The 24,843-nt window shown below is 42.4% G+C and carries 29 protein-coding genes and 1 pseudogene; 24 read left to right on the top strand and 6 right to left on the bottom strand.

What is annotated here, in order from left to right:
• The first annotated feature begins 25 nt into the window (after positions 1–25).
• The 4 genes from R7127_RS08275 (at position 26) to R7127_RS08260 (ending at position 1,917) form a co-directional block, all read left to right on the top strand.
• On the top strand, positions 26–310 hold the full coding sequence (locus R7127_RS08275; RefSeq protein ID WP_206954412.1) for a hypothetical protein: 285 nt from the start codon (positions 26–28) through the stop codon (positions 308–310).
• Positions 298–933: a hypothetical protein gene (locus R7127_RS08270; protein WP_318148374.1), complete on the top strand. Its 636-nt coding sequence runs from the start codon at positions 298–300 to the stop codon at positions 931–933. The genes R7127_RS08275 and R7127_RS08270 overlap by 13 nt, the downstream gene beginning before the upstream one ends.
• A gap of 233 nt (positions 934–1,166) precedes the next feature.
• A complete protein-coding gene (locus tag R7127_RS08265) occupies positions 1,167–1,634 on the top strand; it encodes a hypothetical protein (RefSeq protein WP_206954414.1) in 468 nt (155 codons plus the stop codon).
• Positions 1,627–1,917 carry a hypothetical protein gene (locus R7127_RS08260; RefSeq protein ID WP_206954416.1) on the top strand — a complete coding sequence of 97 codons (291 nt, stop codon included), beginning with the start codon at positions 1,627–1,629 and terminating at the stop codon, positions 1,915–1,917. The genes R7127_RS08265 and R7127_RS08260 overlap by 8 nt, the downstream gene beginning before the upstream one ends.
• A 291-nt stretch (positions 1,918–2,208) precedes the next feature.
• On the opposite strand, the gene R7127_RS08255 is transcribed toward R7127_RS08260, so the two are convergent.
• From R7127_RS08255 to R7127_RS08245, 3 genes and pseudogenes are all read right to left on the bottom strand, one after another.
• The gene (locus R7127_RS08255; RefSeq protein WP_258509686.1) at positions 2,209–2,337 is read right to left on the bottom strand and encodes a hypothetical protein; all 129 of its coding nucleotides are present in this window, start codon (positions 2,335–2,337) and stop codon (positions 2,209–2,211) included.
• A gap of 314 nt (positions 2,338–2,651) precedes the next feature.
• Positions 2,652–3,179, bottom strand: a complete 528-nt coding sequence (abiEi, locus tag R7127_RS08250; protein WP_206954535.1) for a type IV toxin-antitoxin system AbiEi family antitoxin — start codon at positions 3,177–3,179, stop codon at positions 2,652–2,654.
• Between the two features lie 64 nt (positions 3,180–3,243).
• Positions 3,244–3,420: pseudogene (locus R7127_RS08245) on the bottom strand (IS66 family transposase); the annotation flags it as partial.
• A gap of 201 nt (positions 3,421–3,621) precedes the next feature.
• On the opposite strand from R7127_RS08245, the gene R7127_RS08240 reads away from it, so the two are divergent.
• The 3 genes from R7127_RS08240 (at position 3,622) to R7127_RS08230 (ending at position 5,844) form a co-directional block, all read left to right on the top strand.
• Complete coding sequence (locus tag R7127_RS08240; RefSeq protein WP_258509687.1) at positions 3,622–3,852, top strand: hypothetical protein; 231 nt, start codon at positions 3,622–3,624, stop codon at positions 3,850–3,852.
• 158 nt (positions 3,853–4,010) lie between these two features.
• Positions 4,011–5,285 (top strand): PD-(D/E)XK nuclease-like domain-containing protein, encoded by a 1,275-nt coding sequence (locus R7127_RS08235; RefSeq protein WP_206954420.1) that lies wholly within the window; start codon positions 4,011–4,013, stop codon positions 5,283–5,285.
• A gap of 127 nt (positions 5,286–5,412) precedes the next feature.
• Positions 5,413–5,844: a hypothetical protein gene (locus R7127_RS08230; protein WP_206954422.1), complete on the top strand. Its 432-nt coding sequence runs from the start codon at positions 5,413–5,415 to the stop codon at positions 5,842–5,844.
• A gap of 122 nt (positions 5,845–5,966) precedes the next feature.
• Here R7127_RS08230 and R7127_RS08225 read toward each other — a convergent pair whose 3' ends face one another.
• The 3 genes from R7127_RS08225 to R7127_RS08215 form a co-directional block, all read right to left on the bottom strand.
• On the bottom strand, positions 5,967–6,173 hold the full coding sequence (locus tag R7127_RS08225) for a hypothetical protein (protein WP_206954423.1): 207 nt from the start codon (positions 6,171–6,173) through the stop codon (positions 5,967–5,969).
• 438 nt (positions 6,174–6,611) lie between these two features.
• Positions 6,612–7,631, bottom strand: a complete 1,020-nt coding sequence (locus R7127_RS08220) for a RepB family plasmid replication initiator protein (protein WP_258509688.1) — start codon at positions 7,629–7,631, stop codon at positions 6,612–6,614.
• 587 nt (positions 7,632–8,218) lie between these two features.
• A complete protein-coding gene (locus R7127_RS08215) occupies positions 8,219–9,262 on the bottom strand; it encodes a hypothetical protein (RefSeq protein WP_206954426.1) in 1,044 nt (347 codons plus the stop codon).
• Positions 9,263–9,506: 244 nt separating this feature from the next.
• Here R7127_RS08215 and dnaN point away from each other — a divergent pair, with 244 nt between their 5' ends.
• The 17 genes from dnaN (at position 9,507) to iscB (ending at position 24,699) form a co-directional block, all read left to right on the top strand.
• Positions 9,507–10,640, top strand: a complete 1,134-nt coding sequence (gene dnaN / locus R7127_RS08210) for a DNA polymerase III subunit beta (RefSeq protein WP_206954427.1) — start codon at positions 9,507–9,509, stop codon at positions 10,638–10,640.
• A 3-nt stretch (positions 10,641–10,643) separates the two neighbouring features.
• On the top strand, positions 10,644–10,982 hold the full coding sequence (locus R7127_RS08205; protein ID WP_206954428.1) for a hypothetical protein: 339 nt from the start codon (positions 10,644–10,646) through the stop codon (positions 10,980–10,982).
• A 67-nt stretch (positions 10,983–11,049) separates the two neighbouring features.
• A complete protein-coding gene (locus R7127_RS08200; protein ID WP_206954429.1) occupies positions 11,050–11,628 on the top strand; it encodes a hypothetical protein in 579 nt (192 codons plus the stop codon).
• A 472-nt stretch (positions 11,629–12,100) separates the two neighbouring features.
• Positions 12,101–12,907: a hypothetical protein gene (locus R7127_RS08195; protein ID WP_206954430.1), complete on the top strand. Its 807-nt coding sequence runs from the start codon at positions 12,101–12,103 to the stop codon at positions 12,905–12,907.
• A 5-nt stretch (positions 12,908–12,912) separates the two neighbouring features.
• On the top strand, positions 12,913–13,491 hold the full coding sequence (locus R7127_RS08190) for a hypothetical protein (RefSeq protein ID WP_318148373.1): 579 nt from the start codon (positions 12,913–12,915) through the stop codon (positions 13,489–13,491).
• 238 nt (positions 13,492–13,729) lie between these two features.
• Positions 13,730–14,329, top strand: coding sequence for a hypothetical protein (locus tag R7127_RS08185; RefSeq protein WP_206954432.1), 600 nt, complete (start codon positions 13,730–13,732; stop codon positions 14,327–14,329).
• A 41-nt stretch (positions 14,330–14,370) separates the two neighbouring features.
• Positions 14,371–14,865 (top strand): hypothetical protein, encoded by a 495-nt coding sequence (locus R7127_RS08180; RefSeq protein WP_318148372.1) that lies wholly within the window; start codon positions 14,371–14,373, stop codon positions 14,863–14,865.
• A gap of 54 nt (positions 14,866–14,919) precedes the next feature.
• A complete protein-coding gene (locus R7127_RS08175; RefSeq protein ID WP_206954435.1) occupies positions 14,920–15,102 on the top strand; it encodes a hypothetical protein in 183 nt (60 codons plus the stop codon).
• A 195-nt stretch (positions 15,103–15,297) separates the two neighbouring features.
• Positions 15,298–17,322 (top strand): ATP-dependent helicase, encoded by a 2,025-nt coding sequence (locus tag R7127_RS08170; protein ID WP_206954436.1) that lies wholly within the window; start codon positions 15,298–15,300, stop codon positions 17,320–17,322.
• A 62-nt stretch (positions 17,323–17,384) separates the two neighbouring features.
• On the top strand, positions 17,385–18,629 hold the full coding sequence (locus R7127_RS08165; RefSeq protein ID WP_318148371.1) for a DNA cytosine methyltransferase: 1,245 nt from the start codon (positions 17,385–17,387) through the stop codon (positions 18,627–18,629).
• A gap of 15 nt (positions 18,630–18,644) precedes the next feature.
• Entirely contained in the window at positions 18,645–18,956 is a 312-nt protein-coding gene (locus tag R7127_RS08160; protein ID WP_206954439.1) for a hypothetical protein, read from the top strand.
• A gap of 172 nt (positions 18,957–19,128) precedes the next feature.
• The gene (locus R7127_RS08155; protein ID WP_258509693.1) at positions 19,129–19,947 is read left to right on the top strand and encodes a hypothetical protein; all 819 of its coding nucleotides are present in this window, start codon (positions 19,129–19,131) and stop codon (positions 19,945–19,947) included.
• A gap of 95 nt (positions 19,948–20,042) precedes the next feature.
• The gene (locus R7127_RS08150) at positions 20,043–20,591 is read left to right on the top strand and encodes a hypothetical protein (RefSeq protein WP_206954441.1); all 549 of its coding nucleotides are present in this window, start codon (positions 20,043–20,045) and stop codon (positions 20,589–20,591) included.
• Positions 20,592–20,605: 14 nt separating this feature from the next.
• The gene (locus R7127_RS08145; RefSeq protein WP_206954442.1) at positions 20,606–22,276 is read left to right on the top strand and encodes a DUF6884 domain-containing protein; all 1,671 of its coding nucleotides are present in this window, start codon (positions 20,606–20,608) and stop codon (positions 22,274–22,276) included.
• 117 nt (positions 22,277–22,393) lie between these two features.
• Positions 22,394–22,702, top strand: coding sequence for a hypothetical protein (locus tag R7127_RS08140; protein WP_206954443.1), 309 nt, complete (start codon positions 22,394–22,396; stop codon positions 22,700–22,702).
• A gap of 59 nt (positions 22,703–22,761) precedes the next feature.
• Positions 22,762–23,064: a hypothetical protein gene (locus R7127_RS08135; RefSeq protein WP_206954444.1), complete on the top strand. Its 303-nt coding sequence runs from the start codon at positions 22,762–22,764 to the stop codon at positions 23,062–23,064.
• Positions 23,065–23,373: 309 nt separating this feature from the next.
• The gene (gene iscB / locus R7127_RS08130; protein WP_318148370.1) at positions 23,374–24,699 is read left to right on the top strand and encodes an RNA-guided endonuclease IscB; all 1,326 of its coding nucleotides are present in this window, start codon (positions 23,374–23,376) and stop codon (positions 24,697–24,699) included.
• The last annotated feature ends 144 nt before the right edge of the window (positions 24,700–24,843 follow it).

Genomic DNA, 24,843 nt, shown 5'->3' with positions numbered 1-24,843 from the left:
CCTATATTGTCAGAGTGAGATTGATATGAGAGCAAGTAAAATTCCCCGAAATGATGCATACAAAATTCTACGCAGCTTAAAAGATGTACCTTGTTTGTCTCCACAGGAAATAAGTGCATCGGAGAAACTTGGCCATTTGAGCCCAGGTCGCGTGGTTGATCAACTACAGTCATTTGCTAATACCGAAAAACAGACCACTGAACTTAATCGTCGATGTCGTGCTGCCGGGCTTCAATTCTTTTTTGACCAAGGTGGTTTAGTTCAATTTCGAAAGGTCATTGAAGAGGAAAAGCCATCATGTATGAGTTAAGTATCATCGATGCTGATAGTCTTCTGGACTTACATACCTTAGATGTTCCCTTATCTGGCGATACGCCGCAGATCACTGACAAGGAGCATGCTTTATTTCGGCTATCGACAAACAATAAACTGTGTTCAAAAACGGGCGTTCGGGCACTGGGTCCATCGACCACGATTAACGTGATTGAGGGTAAAGCATTCACAAGTCGTTTAGACGCTGAGGAATCACTGCGGCTAGATTTAATGGATAATGCTGATTTGATTTATGCTGTCGTTGTAACTCCGGATTCAGCACCACCATTTGTGTTATACGCGGCTTACGTTTATAACCCGCAAAAAGTCGCGGCAAACCGTCAAAAAGTGAACATGCCGCTCACGGCAAAAATCACTTTTGATAATTATTCTGCGCCGGAAAAATCCGTCAATGAAAGCAACATCCAAGAAGTAATGGACCTATTATCAGTTAATAAAACTATTGAGTCTAGAATTGAAGGGGACACTTATTGTTTGCTCTGTGAAAGCCGTGACAAAGATGATTTGTATAATTCGGTCAGCAATATCATACGTCGGATGCACCTTGACTTGTCCGGAACTCATTTTGAAGGTGTAAGTGCAGTAGTAAAATACGTATGAATTAATGGTGCAGCTTGATGGCTGCGCCGCCCCATCAATGCCTCCTGAATGGTTACCACCAGCAAAACTCCCTTAGTTGTTCCCTCAGGAAATTTCTCTCTGCCCCCCAAAACCCTCAATTTGTCACCATATACCTAAACCCTTCAATTCGTCACGAAAATATCTATCTAATTGATATTGTGCGATTTTAATTTTGTATCAGAATTTCATTATCACTAGATGAGGTTATAAAAATGCAATTAACTGATACGCAAAAGATGGAAGCTATAAAACAAGGCCGTGACATCTGCCCAATTTGTTCTGAGAGCTCAATCGAGTATGACGAGCCAGAGTTCGGTGACATAACAGTATCTCAAAGTGGCCAATGCTCACACTGCTTTGCAGGATGGACAAACCAATACTCTCTGTCAGCAGTGAATCTGTTAGAGCCAGGTAAGCTTGAGATTAAAGCAATCAGTCCACTACAAGCAGAGCGTTACCTAAGTCATGGCCAAGCATGTGTTGTTTGCCAATACGAAAATGTTGATTCTTTGGAACTCGGATTGAATTGTGATGAATTTTTAAAGGTTGGAGCTAAAGCTAAGATGGCAGTTAGCTGCCCTTGCTGTAAAGCATCATGGAATGATGAATTTGAGTTGTCCGACGTAACTATCACTGATGCCGGTAAATATGCTGACGCCGAGGAAGATGTAGATGATTGAGAAGGTATTTCTAGACACAGATGGCCATATTTGGTTTAAAAGCCAGCACCTTTCCAATTGGTATGATCACCCTTCAGTTAACGTTGCCAAGCGTGCACGACAGGATAGTAATGGTCACCCGCGGTTAGCTGGCATTTACCTGGCTGGGGTAATGATCTCTGACATCGATGCTGATCTACAGAACAGAATGCAAGGTGCGATCAGAGAACTCAGCCTACCCGAGTACTTAATGGTAAAGGCTTCCAGCAACTTAAATCGGGTTTTACCTGCCCTGCCCCACTAAATAAAATCTTGGTCGAGCGTCATGATCACTGGCGCTCCATATCTTACACATTCAAAACGCAGCGTTTTCAATTTTCACTTGATGTACAATATCGAAATAGATCCTATCTACGACATATCAATGAGGACTTATGAGGCAACATAAATTTTCGATCGGTTTAATGTATATATTACTGTGTACGGGAGGCTTGCTTCTTTCACAGTTAAAATTGTTTTTTATACCACTTCTGATCACTATATGGGTGACTAGCTGGTTATTTAGTCACGGCGCCACACCACCAGCACGACACTATTACAGCCATTTAATGTCGACATGTAAGTACTGCACGTTAATCATAGCATTCGGCATACCGATGATGTTCGGGGCCACTTTTATCCAATACCAACTCAACGAACTGGTATACCCGACAGTTGAGTGCATCGCTCAGTACCCCGTTATGGCAAGTCAAATAGCAGTAGCTACCATCCAATTATTTGGTCTGCTTTGTCTCGGCATGCTCGGTTTATTAGCATTTAGGGCTTATAGATGCCTTGTTCCCCTATTCAAAGAGTCATAATATCTCACTGCCACACCACAGCAGCAATTGTAAACTACCTAGCGACTTACTGACGCGAAATCACTGGTTTTACTCGTAGCAACGTAATCGTCACACCTGCACTCAAACAGGTAATGGACGAGATCATCGGTAACTACAAAATTCACCTCAAAGGAGAGTTTTAGTAAACCTACCGTGCTCAATCAAACTCATTGCAAAGCAAATGAGTATTCCTACCCACTCGCTTCAAATCTCGAATCGCCGCAGACTCTGTGGCGATTCTCAAAGGTCTTTCATACAGAATTGTATTGTTCAGAATATCGATATCGTCGCGATCTGTATGTGTAAATTCGATCACCCCGTATGGAGTTTTGAAAACACCTTTTCGACCAGTCGTCATTACTGTCAGGCGATCAATAGGAATTTGAGAAATTACACCATATTCTGAAAGAGCGGATTCAAGCGAGATGTAATTGTATTCACCACGACGTAGACCTTTAGCTACATATTCAATGGTAGAACCACCTTTGTGGCGACTTAAAGCAAACACGTAAACGCCCCGGCAAGCTCGTTCTAGTACTCCGAACTTGATTAAACGCGATAAACTTTGCTTAAAAGCTTCCTCACTGTCATCAAAAAATACTCTTCGTAAGTTGCGCTTGGTATATACGTAAATTCGTTGCCGATCAAATTTATGCAGACGCTCTAGGGCAGTTTTAATATCCATATTATTAAGTTTATTAAGTAGGCGATATTGGCAACCATAGCATACTTTAATGTCCACTTAATGAATCTTTGACAGTATCACATTCCACTTCATTGAAGAGGTTACCTTGAGATTCGTCGTTAGGTTTCAACGCTTCTGAGCGTTTGGCGAACTGACGGTCGAAGGCCAGTTTGAGTTGTTCAAGAAGAGATTGACGCTCTTGTTTCCATTCTGTTTTCTCCGACAACAGCGCTTTGACCATCACGCAACGCTCGGCAACATCAAAAGTCAATTAGCCAATGAACCTAAGCTTAATGTTGGGCACTAACAAGGAGGTTGATATTGTCATCAAATTAGGTAAGTAGAGTCCGGAAATATAACTCGGCTTTTTTATTCACTCTTTCGCGTTTTCAAACTACCCGTACTCTTAAGTCACTAACGTAAGCAACTAAAGGGTATTCGTATGAACAACGCATCTTTCTCTCATATGCTCATTCAAGAAACAGAAACGTTTAGCGATATTGATAAAGCGATTTTGGTAAACCTACTCTACTTACAAACCACCGGAAGCTTGACCCTTGACCCAGAGAACGACAGTTCCACCGTCGATTGGCTCAAAGAGAATGACTTCTACAATGTTCTATTGCTTGAACCAGAGGAAGCGGGAAACATCTCGCTAGGTTTCACAGATTAAAACACATACGGCATCCGTAGTGGCGATTTCTCTAGTCGCCACTTCATAATCACTCCCACCAGCCCTTCCCCGACTGAAACCACACTAGTTGCGCGATTTTCCAATCGAATCAAAATTATCCCTGAGTTGAGTAATTTATACTTTGAAAAGGTTTATTCATGAGCGGATTATTTCTTACAGATGATATGTTTGATGCATCACACATGGCAAGTGTTGAGGCATTCCTATCTCAAAACGCACCACAGACGCCTACAGTGGCGCGCAACGGCTTTTTCTTTACAGACGATGACCTTGCTGCGGCGAAACTGAATGAGGGCTTACCGTTCGTTATTACTCCTGCCTATGACACAGCAGGTAATGCAAATTTCTTCGACAGTAATGGTGATTTAGTTGCTGGGATTTATGCTGATATGCCTAACGAGGTGTACCACTCTCTACCAGCAACAAGTTCCAGCCAAGTTAAGAAATATGCTAAATCACCTGCTCATTACAAACGTGCATACGTAGATAAAATTGACCGTAAACGCACAACTAAGACGACTGAGCGCACCTATGACGCCGGTACGTATTCACATGAGCTTATATTGGAGCCAGAGGGCTTTTACGACCGATATTTCCGCTTACTCAATCCAAGTGAACATGAGAACAGCTTGCACACCACAGACGAGCTAAGGGAGAAGTGTAAAGAGCTCAAATTAGCAGTGTCAGGTTCTAAAGCCGTTTTAACTGAACGTATCCTTCAAGCTGATCCATCGGCGTTTATATTTGATGAGCAACAAAAGCAACACCTCATAGATAATGCAGGTGAACAAGCAGTACTAAAAGCGTTAGAGGTGCAATCTGACTCGACTGGACGACCTTCATTGGTTGATTGCATGACTAACGATCAGGTTAAGCCGCTACTCGAAAAAACACCGATTGACCCTATCGTTTGGGATGATGCTCACCGCGCTTGTGAAACAGTACGCAACCATGATTGGGCAAATACCATTCTTCAAAATGGTTTTGCTGAACTGTCTGTCATCGCTCAATGTCCAGAAACAGGAATGATGCTGAAAGTGCGCTTCGACTGGTTATCTAAAGATGGGGTTCCTGCCGATGTTAAGACAACACGCAGCGCGAATCCTCTAATGGCAGCGTACCAGTTTGGTGACCTCGGTTACGATCTTCAAGCTTACATGTATACGTACGTAGGTCGCTTAGCTGGCATACCCTGCCCTATTAACATTTTTCCTTTCGTTACAGTGGAGTATCTGGAAGCAGACGTATGTGAAGTGTTTGAACTATCAGATAGCGATTGGGAGATAGCCGAAAGAAATTTTCACCGTCATATAGTGAATTTGAACCGCTCAATCCAAGAAAATGACTGGCCAGGATATACGCACAGAAATGGCAGTACGTTACTAACATTGCCAAAACGAGGCCGAGTTTAATCCCCACAACACGCCTCTTAGAGTACTCAACTCAACCTTTCTCAAAGGCGCGCATTTAGCCTATTGCGCATCGAGCAACTTGGCTGAAAATTAAATCTCAATTAACCAAAACACTGTGAGAAATCAAATGACTGCAATTAAAATCGATAAAAACATGTGCCAAGTTCTACGTACTGAACTGGAATCTGCATTTGAGGAAATTAAGAAAAAAACAGGTGTTACACTTAAGGCAGGCAATATGTCTTATGCTCATGACGGTTCAGAGGCATCTGTTAAATTAACAATGCTTGGCGCTTCAGCTGACGGCACAGTAGTATCGCCTGAGTATAAAGCTCTTGTGTCTGTGCTCTATGCCTTCCCTTTCCTAAATGAGGATAAAATCAAACGAGAGTTTAAGTGCGATGGACAATGGTTTATCCTCACTGGTTTCAATAATCGAGCAAGAAAAAACCCTTTTCAAGGTCAGTGTGTTGACGGTGCTTCGAAAGGTAAAAGCTTTGTTTTCCCTCGGGATACCATCGAGGCTGTGTTTACCAATGATAAATTCTTGCGAAACTAACCAACACTAAATTAATGGCTCAGCGGAGCCATTAATTACTAGCAAATGCGGTGCACTGCCTGCATACCAAATATGCGCCGCATTTCCTGGTCCTTTCAAGAAAGTGCTCCTGTCACGCAGCCCTATCGCCAAAACCGCAACATTTTGCGCGTTCGTAAAACAAACATTTGCCACAAAGCGTCATCAATACCATGCTCAATTGTGTGCTGCTTCATATCCTGTTTTAGTAGATATAGCTCTCTTTTAAACAAGATATGACGGCCTAACGTAATTCCAAAAGCAGTGATCGAAGCTATCGTTATGCCGAGTAAAACGTTATTAAATTCCATCCAATTTCCCTATTTAATGAACAAGTGCTAGTTGTTTTGTCGACACTCAAATTCAGCATCAATTTCGAGCAATAATTGCTGATGAAAATGAAAGAACTCTGTTTGTGTTATCTTGCCTCGATTTTGTACACGGGTAAGCCACGACTCATACTGTTCGTCAGCGAATTTAAACTTGAATATATGAGCGGATTCGGGTGGTATATCGCCTAGTGGCACTTTTTTACCGATTGAACATAACCACTTAAACATAAAGAAAGATAAGAATCGTGGTTTCTTGTATTCGTACCAGAGCATCCATATTGCATGGCCTAGAACTAAGCAAAGAACAACCCCAAAACTTAATTTAATTGGGTCACTCAATAGCAACTCCCCGCGTTACCAAATTATAAATGAAATTAGGAGCCAAAAAACTTACATGGCATATACGTCTTCAACCTGTTAAGAAACTAAGGTGAGTAGTGATTCTTTAAGTTTTTGTGGGGGTTCTTCGCCACGAACTTTCTGATATGTGACTAAAAAATCCATCGCCCATGCCAATGTTGGCTTGTTACTTTCATCGTTAAATGAGTCCAGATATACCAAGCCAAGTTCTACCCAAACGTCATCATCAAGTTCATCCCGTACTGGGGGATTGGAAACATCCGTGAATGCTTCAAAACCTAAATAATCCCCCTTAAATGGATCTTGTTTCTCTATCCAACGAAAAGTGATAGATACGATTGAATTCCGACGCCCGCCTTTAGCAGCATTTTCTTCATACGATAAGCAAATGTCAGATTTGTTATGAATCTCTGTAACCGCAGGGATTAGAAAGCGTCGACGGAAGTCCGACATACGTTGATAAGAGGCTGGAAGTTCATATCTGGAGATAAGCCAATCGATCCCAAATGTGACCGAACGCTCGACACCATTTTCGGCATCATTTGCGTTGCGTTTTAATGTCACCCACTGACGAATAGATTCATATAGTCGCAATGCGTATTGGTTATTGAGCTTTGCTACTACATGGAGAAAATAACCTGTATAACGACCATCTGCTCGCAATAGATCGACTAATTCGGCATTGAATGAAAGTACCGTTGTCCCTCGCTTGGGCCGAACTGATCGTTTAGTGGTCCAGCTAAGACCATCTAGTGCTTTTTCACCATTGTCTGCATCTTCACTTGGGACATAGAAAACTATCTCACGCTTGTTTAGAGCAGCCGATGCTTTTGCGATATCGCGGCTAATATTCTTGTCCGATTCATCGAAAACACGTGCGTATTCTGAATGACTAATGGTTACGTCGAATCTACCCCGTTCTTCTTCCACTGAGCCAGAGAAAATTTTCTCTAGCGAAAGGTAGACCAAACGCTTTTCATTGCGTGAAAGCGTATACGCCGCCGTAGTCAGTGCATTCGACTGTCGAAGATAAACTGATTTTGATTGTTTTTGACTAACAGTAATTGGCGCGTTCATAAAACTCGTGACAGCTTAATCAGTGAAGTCACGGATTCTAATTTAATTGATTATCAATTATCAAGCATAAAACGCCATTTATTGAATTTGAAATCAAACATAAACAAATCAAAAGTTAAACGGCAACTTAAAAAACAGAAACCTTAATACAATGTCATGCATTTCATCTGTGAATAACTCTTGAATAAGCAAGTTTTCTTTCCTTCATATTGTCACGAAATTACCTTCAAGCCGTCTACATTCCCCCTTCAAACTGTCACGAAAACCCTTCAAAATGTCACGACGAAAGCTCTGAACCCATTGGTATATAAGGGCTGACGATTCTTAATAAGATCTTTTAAAAAGGATCATAAGAAGATCTTTAATAATGATAGTCCTTGGATATGTGGATTTCTGCTGCGCAGTACCCCACAATATCCAACGAAAAAAAATGTGGGTACGTGGACAGCAAGCTGACCGACATACCCACATTCAATAATTAATGTTTTAATTTTTTATCTGTATAAGAACATGCTAATTTGAATTCCATCTACGATAGATTTCACATTCAATGATACCTGTTTAGTTGTACAGGCCATTAGAACGCGCTAGGACTCTCCCTGTAGCTCATACACTGACAGCTTACCTCTCAGCTCTCCTGCTGCCTCAATAGCTTTCTCATAAGCTTCTGAGGCCAAAATAAGCCTATCACTAGACCTTTGTAGCTGTTCTCCTTGCCTGGTGTTCTGTGTAACCAGTTGTTCTATAGTTCCTTCTGATTGCACTAGCCGCACATTCAAATCTTTAATTTCGATTTTCTGTGATTCGTTTTTGGTTTGTAGTCGTTCTAGTTTCTTTTCTTCAGGGTTACGATTTTTCTTTAGTGATACAACTTCTGCTTTGAGGTCTTTTATCGAATTATTGCATTCAGCTAGCTCTATGTCTGACTCTGACTTCTTCGTAGTTAATTGCTCAACCTGTTCCTCAAGTTGTTTTACCTTCAAATCTACGGCATCTCGTTCAGAAATTAACGTATTAACCTCAAGACGAGTGTTGTTTAGCTGTTCTTGGGATTCACTCAGTTTTTGCTCGGAAGTCTCCAAGTCTAATTCTAAAGCCTGAACTCGGCTTTCATTGACTTGGTTCTTTTCTTGTAATGCACTGATAGCTGTTTCTTGCGCAGTTTTTAGGTTTTGAATGAGAGATTGAATCTGCGTGTTTGCTTGTTCAGATATGGCCAGTTTTTGCTCCAAACCTTCAATAACTTTGGCATTCTCAACCAGCTTTAAATTTGCATCCGTAAGAGTTGATTTCGTTAACTCAAGTTCTTGGTCATTGGCTTTTAATTTCGATGCAACGGCAGCATGAATTTCACTCTCCATGAGAGGCCAAATTTGTTCACCTAACCCTATTAAGTTATTAATGAACTGACTAACCCATTCTGGTTGTTGTACTCGTACCAAGAGGTTTTTTGATTCTTTGTATTCCAATAGCCACTGAGCACATTCTTCTAATGAGTGATTTTCAGCTACTTCATAGAGCTGTTGGGGTGAGACATTTTCTACCTGTTCTCCACAAGCAACAAGCTTAAGTATCTTTGTTTCTAACTCTGAGTTTGTTTCTAACTCTGTATTCATTTCTGTACCACTCATACATCGGACATTGAAAACTTGAGTTTACAATCAATTTGCTAAACCTATGTACTCAAAAATCCATAAAATAAACAGTAAAAATACTTATATAGTTGTTTTTTAAAATACAAAAACACTTACCAACTGAAAAAATTATTTTCAAAGAATAGCGTTTAAAGCTATTGCGCGTCACATAGTTTGGCTTAACATTTTTATATCAGAGGGGCTAACCACCCTGATTTTTTAAAATGCTGTGGAGGCAATCATGGAACTTATATCAACATCGGCATCGTTTCTATTAAACTTCATCGGTCACGCGTGTAATAATGCTGATAGTCGTCAAACTGGCATCTCTGCATTTGATTTCGTGTTAATTGAAGCGAACAACGGTCATCTACAGATCACTGGGAGTAATGGTCATCAGTCGTTTACTCGTATCTGTACCACTGACCAAATTGAAGTGATCGGTAATGGAAGCCTATGTGTTGATGCTGTAAAGCTATTTCAAGTCACGCGCGCCCTCCCTAAAAACACATTAGTAAAGATTAAAGAAGTGCATGGTAAGGATCGAGCTGTACTTTCATGTGGAAAGTCACGACTACAGATCAAAACAATTCCTGTAACAGAGTACCCTACAGTAGACATTATCAAAGACGCTGAGAGTTCCTTTACCGTTCAAGCTAAAGAATTTATGAACCTAATTTCAAATGTTCTTTACGCTTCTGGTCGTAATGATGTACGTCATTACCTTAATGGTGTTTATCTGAACGTTAACCGAGGCGCATTGTTCGCCAACGCAAGTGATGGTCACCGCCTATGCGTTAACAAAATGCAAGTGGGAAAGAATGTAAACAAGATGGGTCTATTGCTCCCATATAACTCAATGGCAGTATTCACTCGCCTTAATGAGCCAGCAGAAGAAATGACGATTTCTTACAACAGTAACCGTGCGGAGTTCAACTGGGGTGGATTAGTGTATCGTACCGCTCTTATAGACGGTAAATATCCAGAGATCTCTCGCATGTTTCCAGCCGAAACAAAGAGCAAGCTAAAATTTAACCGATTGGACTTCCTTGAACTTCTAAAACGCTTGTCTGTATTAGTGACTGATGACAAGTTTCCTAAACTAAAACTTTCATCAACAGAAGACCAAGTTAAGCTACAAACCGTTATTGATAATGAAGAAGATGGTTTAGGGGAGGACATGATCTCTGCTCAAACTTCTGGTGAACAAATTACTTATGAATTTGGGATTAATCCAAAATACCTTATTGATGCAATAAGCCACATGTATACTGAATACGTCACGATGGAATTCACAGAAGCGAATGCGTCATGCTGTGTTTCTCCAGTCGGACAGATAACTTGCAAGTCACTTATTATGCCAGTACGAATCTAGAGAATGAGATCAAACACAAAATTTAGTCAACATGGCGACCAATGGGTCGCCACTGTTTCGGGAATGAAAGTTGTGCTCAACAAACATTGCATGACAGTGTTCCACGGAGAGAATGATGGGCTTGAGGGAGTTATAAGGTTTCCTAATGGCCTCAACGATTTTACTGTTACTTCATTCACCTACAGTGAATTTGGAACTCGTGCTGCAATCCTATTGCCAGAAGATACAGGTCACATTGAAATCTTCCCGCGAGGCAATACCCTCTATCTCAACTACTTCAACGGTAATGGTACTCTAGAAGATAAGCTAGAGGTTGCCACTCCCCTCACGAATAACGTGTAATTCCACAATTTAAACTTCCATACGCTCCGTGTATTATATTCTTACATCATCAAAACGGAGCGTATTCATGATTCACCATATTTCATTCATGCCTGTCAGGGACGCAAGAAAGCTTGTTCCTGATAATTCTAAAGCACTCATATCAATTCACGATGATGGCCATGATGCTGATACGCTAGTGCCAAAAGAAGGTTGGGGTTATTACGATCATATTGGATTTGATGACGCTGCCTATGACGAAGAACTAATCTCTCAGTATGGCGCTGACTTTTGGGATTACTTTGGCGGTTGCGCTCGTAACGTTCATGCGTTAAAAATTTTGTTAATGTTCAAACGAATCGAAGAATCCCCATACATTACAGAAATCATCGTTCACTGTGATGCAGGACGTTCACGATCAGCAGCCGTTGCGAAATTTTATGCTGAGAAAAACAACTTGGAACTTGAGGGGGATACCACTTACGCAAACTCGCTTATCTATACCCTTTTGAAGAATCCAAACCACTACGAAGAAGCCCTTGAGAAATACGTTACCAATGCACCAAAAGGCTTACAAACTGTCGATAAAACTAAGGATGCGAACCTGTTACCTTTTGGTTGGGTTGACGTTCTTATTGAGAAAATATTTGGTAAACCTCAGCAATGATTTGTGGATGACATAAGCAATACAAGCCGCGAATCTGTCTTCTCATACTCTGACTAGTGTTGTTCGTTACGATGCGCTTTTATCAAGTTCATTGACTGGATAAGCGCATCCGTAAGTTACGTCATAGATTAAGTAAACCTTCAAAATAGTTACGTCCTGTCATTGGTTGGATTAACTCTTATCGTGTCCGTAGTAGACAAATGTTCACTCCGGTTTACTCAATACCACTTCAATTTTTATTTTTTGCATGTTTCATAATCATCCACTTTAAACTACTTCACTTTCAACATTAATTGTTTTGAGTTAGGATTCTTTCAGACATTAACCTTTAGAGAGAATCCATGTCCGTACCTAACGATCACTTTTTTTACTCAACCAGTACCCGGTCAACTCGAACCACTTTGCCACCAGCAAAAGGTTTCTGGTTTCTACACTACTTTTCTCTTTAGTATTCTCCGGGGTGATTCGCTTAGTGGACTATATAAATGCGCCGCCCCCAATACTTTCTGTATATGCCGATCAGGTTTTTTGTCCAGGGGCACTTAAAGTATCGTCTAAAAACGACTTTGGCTTTATTCTCAACTGTTCAACCTCAACGCAAGACAACGTGCACAGTAGCTCTGTCGTAATCCATAAGCTTTCTGAACTGGACACTAATAACTACAAGGTTGTTGCTGTACTAAGTGGAAAAGCGACATCCGATCCTGATGTCATTGCGACACTACCAAATTTAGCTGAGTCCGAAGTTTTAAAAGCGTTTGTTTCAAATGCAATGAATTTAACTGGAACTGATGTACTTGATTCAGGCTCAATCTACTGGGGAATTGGTAGAAGTGATAAACAAGATCTAGGTTTAGTCTCTGCACTGCTTGACCGCGGCCTATCAAATCCATATTCCCGATTTAATGACACTATCATGAAAGATTTGGTTAAAGAAAATCAGCCATCTCGCAGTATCAAAACCACACCAGATCTTTCAATAACAAAGAATACAGATGAAAAACACGCCTTAGACGATCAGAATATTTCTGTTGAGCAAGGACTATCAGTTTCATCTAATTGCTCAACCCAAGAGAGCGAACCAGCTCTCTGTCAGATGAATGATGAATTGATTAAAATTCTCGAAGGCCCATTGGCAAAAATCATGATGATGTTACTCATTGTTACCGCGATCTATTCCACGATTGTAAGCCCGAACTTAGTTTTATTCGCTTCATGTATCGCGTCCGTATTATTTCTGGCTAATGCATCAACAATACTTTCACGCCTGTTGGGATAACCTATATGAAATACTCAAGAAAAAATCTTTTACGCACTGTCATTCTTAATGCGGCTATTGATCCAAAGAACGTCACTGCAATGTCTCTTTTTGTGTTCTTCGGTGTCAACGTTCTAGTGGCAAACGGTCAACTAGCCCTTATTTTTTGTACAATAGCTAGTTTTTCAATATACGTTGCACTCGTTGTGTATACCATGATGCGAAAGGCTAAGGAGTATGGTTCATTTTACTTCCAAGCATTACATCGGTATCAAATGGATGTGGTTGAAGCTCAGTTATCTAATTTAGATGACTCCACATTAGCAAAGGATTCAAGGGCACTTCTGAGGATGTACTGGGATATGCGGCTATCGGGTAACCTTCCTGATTACCGAAAAGATACCCTTGCTGATGCCTCTGAGCGATATTTTCAAATAATGACGACATCACTAAACGCCATCACACGACTACCTGACGACAGCCAGGCGATTCAATTTGAAAAGAAGAAGCTAGCAGAGCTGTCTGAGTCATACCGTTCCGCTCTAATTTCTGAGTGTGTGAGACAAACATCAGCAGGAAACACCTCGGAATTTACCGGGACCTGATCAGCGAGCTTGAATCCATCAAGTTTTCAAACGAGTTTGTAACACAGTAAATTGCTCCCAAGGAGTTCCTCCCCCCTTGGGAGCTCCTTGTTATTACCATACCGACAAGTCAAATCTCTACCACTCTATTTATTTCAAGCGTTATATTTTATCATTCATGGACTCTACCCCATTGCGGAAACTCTAAAGATTCATAAAGTTTTGGTTATTACCGACATAATGATCTAGTGAGAAAATCATGGAAAAACCCTACTTCACCCCCTCTCCAAAACAGTTAGCTGATATGGAATCGGCATTGGGGAAACACCTTATAGGTAACGATCTTCAACTTAGGAGAATAGTTCTGGAAATGTTGCAGTATTCAGAAGGTGAATCGCAATGGGAGAACTCATTACCAAGAACATTGCCCCTACCGCCACATGATCAGTGTGCACAGTATGAACGTAAATTTTCAGGAACTTTATGGGTATCAACAGATCCTTCAATCAGTCAGGTTTTAATACATTTTACTAAACCTATCTGCTTGGAATCTCACGGCAGTAAGCGTGATGCTGGCGCGGTGATTTATGACTCTGAAACACCATTACAGCCTACCCTTGTTGAAAGTGATGAATGGGCATTCGTTGTCAATCAATACATGGTAAAAGCTGTTACCGTAGCTATGCCCTCGATTGAACAATACGGGGTGGATACTGTGGCCACGGATGTTGGTTGCTTAGAGTTTTTAAGTGAGCAGCTTTTCCTTAAAAACATAGCTGAGGATTTTTGCCCGACCCCTGTGAGTCGTGGCGATGATGGTGCAACTTCAATTTGGATTGAACTGACACGCAGACGCTAGCTGGCGTATCTGCATAAATAACGATAAATACAGGAATTATTTTGAACGAATATACGCTTCTAATGGAGCTTTCAGCAAAAATTACAACTAGAGCTAAGTTAATTTTAGTACACGCCAGAAAACTTCAAGTTGTTGGTATTGTTTTGTTTGGCCTTGGTATTTATGGACTGGACTTGTACACCATTGGCATTGGTTTGGCGATCTGGTACTTCCAACGCGCAACAAAAAGTGTAAATGACCATTTTTACGCTACATCATCCAACATCACTATGAAAGTGTATAAAAATCCGGAGAACTACCCGGCTCTTAATATCTGGCTTGTTCCAAAAGAAAGTAAAGAAATATCACCAGATCACTATGACGAACTGGAAAATTTGCTTCTTGAAGTAAACTCCGATTTTGTGACAAATAAGGTTCAACATGTATACGACTATCGTGGCGGCAAGGTGACTTTTTACGACTTAGCCAACATCATTTTTTTAGTCGAAAGCATCATGCGCTATCGAGCGATACAGCAAGCAGAAACAAATATCTAAATAGAAATTAGTTAATGCAGGTTTATAGCTGCCACCAGTGCCGGAACTGGTAAGTTGTCAGAACATGACGAACGATTTGAACCTCCTTACATTGACCAATATTGTTCATGTAAAGACGGCATTGAGAAGAAAGCAGTTGATGAAGGCACCTCGGGTGCCTTCTATGATAACGCATATCTTTTGCTCGGTCGTAAACTTACTGTACTAGCCCTACTATCCCATTCACTTCGTCATTAATAGCTAATTAATTCTAGCTATGGTTTTCTCCAGTGTCCTTGACCAACAAGTAGTGCATTTTATTACCCTGGCACTATACATTAGAAAATCCAACTACCACGGTCTCAAAACTTAATGTTATTGCGATCAATGCCATTGCGTGATTTATTACCGAACGCATACTCGTGAATAGTAGAAAGTTTAGGGTATTAAAAAATGAATAGAACGTCCGAACAGCAAGCGATTATCTCATTCAACGATGGTAATGCGTTGATAGATGCAGGCCCTGGCACGGGTAAAACGACCACCTTGATTGAGTATATCCTGGAGCAAGTCAAAACAATGCCAGCAACTAACCTGTGTGTACTAATGTTTAATAGTGACATTCAGACTACGTTTACTGCCCGCATTAAATCCAGAGGGTTAACCGACCTTCCCTTGATTAAAACGTTTCACGGGTTTTGCTACAGCCTATTACGTAATTCTGGTCACCTGAATCGGATCGGGTATGAATTGAGTATGGACACTGGAACTTACCAGCTGTCTCTAGCTCGGTCAGCTCTTAAGATCATCGGCGCGAACACACAAAGCAAGAAAATTGCATCCGTGGTCAGTGATAGCAAATCGGCAGACACCCTGATTTCGTTTGTGGGTTTGGTCAAAGCCATGATGTTGCCTGCACATGAAGTGTTTAAAGTCATGGAGGTAAACCCAACTTACTCATTTTTGATAGAGGCCTTCGAGGAATTTGAGAAAGCACGTATGGCTGAGGGTTTACTGTTCTTCGATGACTGGTGCCCTGAAGCGGTTTCCCTGTTACGCCAGGACGCTCAGTTAAGAGACCAATACCAATCCACCTTCTGTAAAATTCTTATCGATGAATTTCAGGACATAAACGCGTCCCAATATGAGCTTGTAAAGCTCATTAAAGCCGATAAAACATCATTAATTGCTGTCGGTGACATTGACCAGTCAATCTACAGCTGGCGCGGTTCTAACCCCGGTTTCATGCTTACTTTCGCTAAAGACTTTCCACCATGCACCAAGCTAACCCTAAGTAAGACCTTCCGCTACGGCCACCACTTGTCGCTTGCTTCAAACCACCTGATAGTAAACAACGCAGAACGCTTCAACACGTTGACTGTTTCCGCCCCTGGCACTCCCAATACAAACGTGGACATATGCCCCACTGGTACGCCCGCAGCAGATGTGATCAAATCCATCAACTCTCACTTAGAATCAGGTGGCAAACCTGCAGACTGTGCGGTTCTGATCCGCCGTTGGTCCCAGTCTATGTTATTTGAGTTGTCTTTTCTTCTTAAGCGTATCCCATACCAAATGCCACCGGAGTTCGCATTACCCAACTCCAGAGAAATTAAGCTTTTGACTACACTATTAAGTTTCGTCACTGGCAACGATAAAGTGTTAGATCCTGAGGCTCGAAGCAATATGTTGTTCGATGCTCTACGTTACCCTCACACTTACGTTCCAAACAAAAAACTTATGGAGATTTCACGACGATTAGGCGGTATCGATGTTGAACAATGGGTTTCTGCAATTGATACTATTCAGTTGGCAGATACCACCAGCAAAACTCGGTACGAAAACATCCGAGAACGCTTGTATATCATCGACACAATGAAGGGGATGAAAGATGCTTCTGCCCTAGATATTTTTGAAACTTATTTGGAAGATTCAAAAATGTCTGAGTGGCTGGCCAATAGTGCAACTAGCGACTCCGATCTGGCAGAGGCTGAGGAAAGGTTCAATTCACTTGCAACCGTTTTAAGGAGCTTAAAGCTTTCACCAGCGGATGCCCTTTCTTACTTCCAGCGACTCATCAATTTGTCGCAACAGCAGACTAAGACCAATTTCGGTGTAACACTTACCACCATTTTCCGGTCAAAAGGCTGTGAATATGATCTTGTTCTACTGCCGTTCTGGGATGCGGATACAATGCCGATTCAGAAAAAGTCGGAAACTGGTTTAGGTGTCGATGAAGAGGAAGAACGCAGATTAGCATATGTGGGAATGACAAGAGCGAAAAATACCGTTCGGATCTTCCACGCCAAGGCTCAAGAGGGAGAACATGTCCTCACAAAAGCAAGCAAATTTCTTCGTGAATCTGAAGTAGATCTATCCATTGCTCTCTGTGATGCCGTGACAGAGAGAACGGAATTACCAGAACGTTCTACCCCTACCTCACTTCGATACCTCGAAGCGATGGTCGCTCAACGCTAATTTGCGCGATTTCAACGACATCGGATACTGACCCATATCAATTACGTTATGGGTCAATCAAAATGAACAAACTACCACTACTAGAGCTTTGTACTGGAATAGGCGGGTTTCACCTTGCCGCAAAGCAAAACGGTCTTATCGAAACAGTCTGTACAGCTGAAATCGACCCATATAACTGCAAATTGATTGACCGCAACTTCAATCTCGACAACTGCGGTGATGTATCTGAAATTGCGCTTCCTCGCGCCGCTCACAGCCATCAAGCACTTATAGATAACGATATGGTGCCTGTAGAAGAAACTGGCTTCACAAGCCTTTGTATAGAGGATTTCTTGGAGGGCATATTGCCCTTCCCAACAATCATATCAGCTGGCTTCCCATGTCAGGATGTGACTCCAGCTAATACCAAGGGCAATCATGTCGGCATCAACGGTGCACGCTCTGGCCTAGTACACGACATTCTTAACATCGCTGAAGACCTGGAAGTTCCGTATTTAGTGTTTGAGAATTCAAGCAACCTCGTGAATCGCGGCCTTGATGTGATCCTTGCCGAATTACACCGCCTTGGCTACCTAGTGGAATGGGAAACAATTTCGGCTACCGGATTTGGTTACCCCCATTACCGCCACCGTACCTATATCGTCGCATATCTACCAACGACCGCTGTCGCTCGTGGTAACCGCCGCATCTTCGATACGGTACGTAAGCAAGCGAACAAGCAACCGAACCACTTTATGCCCCTGCCATCAGAAGATCCAGAATACATCCTCAATGCAGCCGTGGTAAAAGAGCCTCGTTCAATTAAGCTGAGAACAAAGCGTATCAACGGCGTTGGCAATGCCATTGTTCCAGCTATTGCCAAAGCAATCTTTGACGCCATCACTGACGCTGAGTTTTCCTCTGTAAAAGTAAAACAGCCAAAATCACGCAAGAAAGAAACTTACATGGCATCTAAACTTGCTGCTGGCTGGGGTGTATCTCAACTCGATATTTTTTCTATGGACAATCAAGAACTGGTTACGAACATGCCATCACACGGAATTCTGCTCGGTGGTAACATCTATACCGGAGAGCCTGACCGTAATCTAAACCCGACCAAAACCACTTTCCCGAACTTACTGTCTACATGCATTGCTAAGGACGGCAACAACAACTTTACTTCCGGTAGCCGCATGTCACGGCCCGGCAAGCTCGGTGGCTTGATAGGCGATATACAGCGCCTTGGGGCGACTGAGGGTGGCCTTAACCCTGTGTTTGCAGAACGTATGTTGGGCTATCCAGATAATCACACTCGATTGGCTTACTAACAGAAGGGAACACAAATGAAGTATTTTGCTTATCCAGTACTACAAATGGGTGTCTTTACATTCTTACTGCATCCGGTAAAGGCATCATATGTGATTGAATTGGTCATAGCAGCGATGAACTTATTCGCCATAATCTCTCTGTACCGGAGCGTCACCCCTAAAATCAGACCGATGGTGAAACAGAAACTGGCCGTTGTTGTTAATCAACAAGTAAAAACACCAATCGACCTATTGAGAAATGATTCATATGAATCAATGGTGGTCTTTTTCCTTGCAGTTGGTCCAGCTCTACTTTCATTCGTGGCTTATCTTCAATTCTTCAAATAGTCACAAAGCATTTCCCATCTAGCGCGTTTTGCAATGTGAGAGATACTTGTTGTCAGTTCAATTGAATGGGTTGGCAACCAGTTCCTTCCCTTCAAATAATCTCTCAAACTATCTGGCATCAAGAGTACCACTTAAATCGTGATTTCTTGGTGCCGAATACATACGGAACAACATGATGAATCATAATATACACTTCTCAGGGCGCTTAATGGGAATTCGTTCAACAGATAAAAACCTTCCTGTAGACTTCGATAATAAAATCATGATTTACGGCGGGACACCGTTTAGGTTTGTTGAATCCATTCTGTGGACGTTCCATGTTACCGGCATTGCTACACCGGAAGAATTTGCACAATCACCACTTTCAGAATCCCATCAAGATGTCTCTTTTGACTATGAAAGCTTTATCACGAACTGCTACAAAGAGTTTCGTTTAACAGAAGACTGTGACCAATATTACAAAGAAATTTACCCACTAATTCGTCGTAGCGCCTCTGAGATCAAAGAGCAGTGGTCAGGTAATGAGGAAGTATTTCTTCACCTTTACGGCCTGGAGCACGCCGTGAATTATTCTATACATCGCCCTTACCAAAATGAGGTTGAGCTTAAATATCTTGCATCGCTTGGTGAGTACATCAAGGAAGTCATGAACAAACCTGCAGATGCGATGACGATGAAAGCTTACAAACAAGCCGTTTTCCGAATTGGTCAGTACCTCGAACTCGAGATGAATGCAACCGTAGAAGGCGTACTTCAATATATCGATGGTGTCATTTCTAACCCTGCTTCGGCCACCAGTGATACGACATTTATTGCAGGCATTCGGCATATCAAAAATAACTCCAATTTTGCTAGTCATATTACACAGGCCTTTTATGACGATATGAGGGATGCTAAGGACAAGCAATTAAACTCTATGTTTGAGGCTGACAAAGAGATTGTTGTTGAAGCCATCAAGCAGCGTTTTAACGACTGGCGAAAAGCTGCATAACTTGACCATGCAGGTTGGCAACTTGCCAGCCTGCAGCATCTGGCGCGATTAGAGAAGTGTCGGAAAATAGAATCTCAAGCACAGGAGATTCCACGATGAAACTTTACGACTACCTATTACCTCACCTTCAACACGTTAGCCACACTCCCCTTTTTCATGATCAGACACGCGTCTATCAATCGCAAGATCTGACTCTATACCGTGTATTCGATGATGGTGACATTTGTCATGAGCAGTGTCTTATAACCGGAAATGGGCGTTACTCAGATGACAGTTGGAACAGGGCTTACGTGAATCCTGAAACCCATCAAATTGTCTCTATCCACCAGCATCCTAAAACATGCGCAACGGAAGCCCCGCGTGTGTCCTTATGCCTATTTTCATTCCCAAGCAAAGAAGAAGCCCTGAAGCAGTTCACCACCGAGTACTGCAATGTTCTATTTGCAGGCTATGTAACAGAAGCCAAAGAGATTGAAGTTATCTACAACGACATTGCCCGTCCTTTCGACTCACTTGAAGACTGGCCACATTTCGTCAAACAGCTTTTAAACGAGCATCCATTTATCGACATTGGTACCAGCTCAAGCATTCCAGACAGTAAAGATTTCTCGGTCGAACTGTTTCACGCCCTACGAGCGGCATAACTGAGGTAGAACCAATGGCTAAACCACTCCTAATCATCGGTTGCAGCGACAAAAAATCTCACACCCAGGCCCAAGCTTTCGACCTATATTTGGGCAATGTGTACGAGTTAATTCGTGCGAACATAGATAATGTTCACGATCACTTTGAAGTGCTTATACTGTCAGGTCTGCACGGCCTGATTCATTCCAAACAGGTTATTGGTCACTATGACCAGCAAATGCCTAAGCGAACCCAAACAGCGGCGATGGAAGCGTATGTTGATAAGCACACAGCAGGCACCAATAAGCTGTTGAAGCAATACGCAGAGAAATCCCGCGATTTGTTTGTCGTGTTGTCGAATGACTATTTGAAAGCCTTCGACATGATGACTAAAAAGCCAAGCTCCCAGAAGCTGCTTAATACCTTCAATTCGACGTACTTTTGCCGTAAACACATTGGCGTTGGAGTTCTTAGAGGTCGACTAAAGAAGATCCTCAATAACGTACCAAAACCATTTTCCCCTGTTTTGTATCGGTCAGGCTTAGCGTCAGCTGACGAGTTCACCGGCTATTCAGCTGCCAACGCTTGCTTAGGCGCTTCTCTTGCCTACGTGAGCGACATCAAGCAACCTCACCTACTCGATATGATGAAACAGTCATTGATTAGGGGAAACCGAGCTTTTCTCGACAACGGTGTCATTACCGAAGTTGGCAAAGGTAACTTTGTAGAGCCTCAAGAAGTATTCTCGCGGTATAAGCGTATCGTAGAGTCTTTCAAAGGCGATGCAAAAAAGCTAAGCATCGTCATACCAGACAACCCATTTGACCCATTGGCCAGCTTAGCGATCGTCCAAGAGAACAAATCGGTGATTAAGTGGTTAGCACGTCGTTGTGATGTGATTCTGCCGATTCATAAGGCACCAGACATTGGTCAGCATGCTATTTCCATGATGAAAGCACTAAGTTATGCACCTATTCGCGTCGGTATACCCTGCAAGAAGTACATTTCGACTATCGAGGTTGTTGATGGCCAAGAGGTCAAAGTCAATGTACCCGTCAGATTGTCACTTTTGGAAATTGAACAGCTCTTTGAATTAAAAGCGCCGAATAAGGAGAGGCTATTTACTGGAGCTCATTTTCTAGCTTGTTCCGAAGTAACCCGAGGTGGTGTCTATGAAGAACGAAAAACTCTCGCGCATATCCACGGCTTTGATGCAAGTTTCGATGCTTGCAGAACTGCAGCCGTGTTAGGTAATGAAAAATCATCAACCCGCATCGGCTCAAAAATGCTGCGTGAAGTAAACGTCGATTTGGTTAAGGATATGACGATACGTTCACCATCATTCTTACAACACGATCACAACGCGGAGTATGACGACCCTCTAGCCTTTACTTCGGCTGCAGACGCGATAGAAGAAAATGTATTTGCTTTTGTTGAACTTTGGAACAACACAATGGAAATAGGATGGGAATTGAATGTCGATGGTATGCCGGAAGAAGATGCAAAAGAGTATTGCTTGGACTTACTGTTGAGCTTTCCTAGCTACATGGAAGATAAGCTATTAAACGGACTTAAGCTCGCATACTGGGAAAAGTTCAATGTCTATAACTATAAAGCTACGAGTTTTGAGAAAAGGACTGAAACATTCTCTCGGTTGTTCTCTGACGGTCAGCGTGTTGCCGTCCAAACAACCTTACCTATCTAATTGCTACCTTCTGTAGGCGCTACGAGTCGTGGCGCTTTCCAATTTCTCTATCTTTTTCGGTCTTGCGCGATGACCCAACTAGCTTTTAATGGAATCAAAGCACAGGAGATAACGCTCATGACAAAATCAAATCTTAAACCAACCACTACAGGCCAACTAAAACTTCGCGTTGGCACGTTGACTCGTAGTTACATAATCGACACAGAAGACTATATCGATGTAACGGATCTTAAGGATGCCAGAGCAAAGTGGCGCGAGTTTACATCAAAGCAAGACTATAACCGTTACACCCTTGGCGGTGACGTATTTGATGGCGAAGAAGTGGTTGCCGTGTTCTCTCCTAATGGACGATGTTTCAAGCCTTCTGATAAAGGTAACGAGTACTTCAAACGTCTTCCATCTACAGAACTAATTGACATCGACTAAATAACAAATTGCCCCACCAACCTGTGGGGCTCAAAAAATCAAATATTGAGAGAATGAAAATGGCAGCTATACACCCTGATGAAATCCTTATAAACCGATCTAATCCAAATCAAACAGTGGTTACCGCCCCTGATGGTTCCGTGCTTGGTGAGTTTGAACCTCATTTCACTGACATTCAATTGCGTCGCTCTTGGAAGTATCACGTGCAAGCGTTGTGTAATGGCCCTTGTGAAAGCGAACGCGAAGAAAAGCAGGAAGATGACCAGCGATTACTTATAGAGCACCCAGCTCCAGTGACTGTCCAAACCTCGGCGCAGGGAATGGTATTTACAGAAGAAACATTTGAGGGTTACCCATTTTGAAACTGAATCCTGCTATCACTCACCATCAGAATGAGTGCGATTTTTACAACACCAGTCAATTACCCCCACCAAACGCGGTAGCGTTTGGAAGGGGCTTGTAAAAGCCTAATTGACCAGACTAAGCACTTAGAGTGCTACGTTATTTGAGAATAAATAGGCACTTTGGGGTGACTCTCGCCAGCCCCAAACACTGCGGATAGTGGTTAAACAGAGCGAAAGGGTTAAGCTCAGTGCTGCTATCAACAAACCTCAAAATAACATTGTCGAGGCGTACTTTACCCACTTCGGTGGAGAAATTTAGGTAACTAAATGCAACGAACATTAGTTTTAGATAAGAATAAGCAGTCGCTTATGCCGTGCCATCCGGCACGAGCAAGAGCGTTGCTTAAAAATGGAAAAGCAGCGGTTTATCGCAAGTTTCCATTTACTATCATCCTCAAAGAGCTGAATGGTTGTGTAAAACAACCTATCGAGGTAAAACTCGATCAAGGGAGCAAAACCACTGGTATTGCTCTGAACCTGCATGGCAAACGTGGTATTAAAGCCATTTGGTGCGCCAATCTGAACCATCGTGGACATCAGATTAGTGAAGCTCTTGAGAGTCGCGCTGCGACTCGCAGGGCGAGACGAAACAGAAAAACACGTTACCGCCAAGCTCGGTTTGATAATCGGGCCAAACCGAAAGGTTGGCTGGCCCCAAGTATTATGAGCCGAGTGCATAACTGTGAGACTTGGTGTAGCCGATTAACCAAACTTACTCCTGTCAGTGCATTTGTGGTCGAAGCGGTGCGTTTCGACACCCAGAAAATGTCTAATCAAGACATTTCCGGTGCTGAATATCAGCAAGGGGAGCTGGCTGGCTATGAGTTGCGTGAATACATTCTGTTCCGCGACAGACTCGTATGTCAGTACTGTCATAGCGCAAGCAATGACAGTGTATTGAACGTTGACCATAAGCACCCACGGTCTAAAGGTGGCAGCGACAGCGTTAAAAATCTCATCACGTCTTGTCGCAAGTGCAACGAAGACAAGAACAATCTTCTTTTAGAAGATTGGCTTGCCATTGAAAAGAAAAAGCGCAGCAAACTGGCTAAAGCCAGAGTGCTACATATACCAAAAGTGATTGCAGGTAAATTCACGCCATTGCGTGACACAGCAGCGGTAAACGCGGCCCGATACCGACTGGGTGACTCTGTAAAACAATTCGGCTTGCCAGTGACATTCACCAGTGGTGGACAAACGAAGTTCAATAGAACCAAGCAGAATTACGAAAAAGACCACTGGATTGACGCAAGCTGTGCAGGTGATACTGGTAGTCGTGTTTTAATCCCAATGGGATTAAAACCACTGGTTATCTCTGCTAAAGGTCACGGGACCCGCCAGATGTGTCGTGTCGATAAGTATGGCTTTCCACGCACCTCTGCAAAGCAGAACAGCGTCATTAAAGGATTTAAGACAGGTGATATTGTTCTTGCTGATGTACCATCCGGTAAGAAACAAGGCAGACACGCTGGCCGAGTGGCCGTTCGGGCCAATGGATTTTTTAATATCACAACCATTGATGGAACGGTGCAAGGCATTAGCCACAAACATTGTCGCTTGCAACAGGCAAGCGATGGATATCAATACAACTAAACGGGGGCTTTCCTCTCCCACTAAATCAGCAAAGCTGATTTTGAAGGAGTATCCAGCGCGAAATATGATGAAATCGATGTACTGCCAGAGCGAATTCCAACATTCGCAAGTGGCCCGAATGGTGACTATGCAAGACCTGCAAAC

The sequence above is a fragment of the Vibrio sp. 1159 genome (assembly GCF_033340395.1).
GTDB classification, from domain to species: domain Bacteria; phylum Pseudomonadota; class Gammaproteobacteria; order Enterobacterales; family Vibrionaceae; genus Vibrio; species Vibrio alginolyticus.
This window is presented reverse-complemented; position numbering and strand designations above follow the sequence as displayed.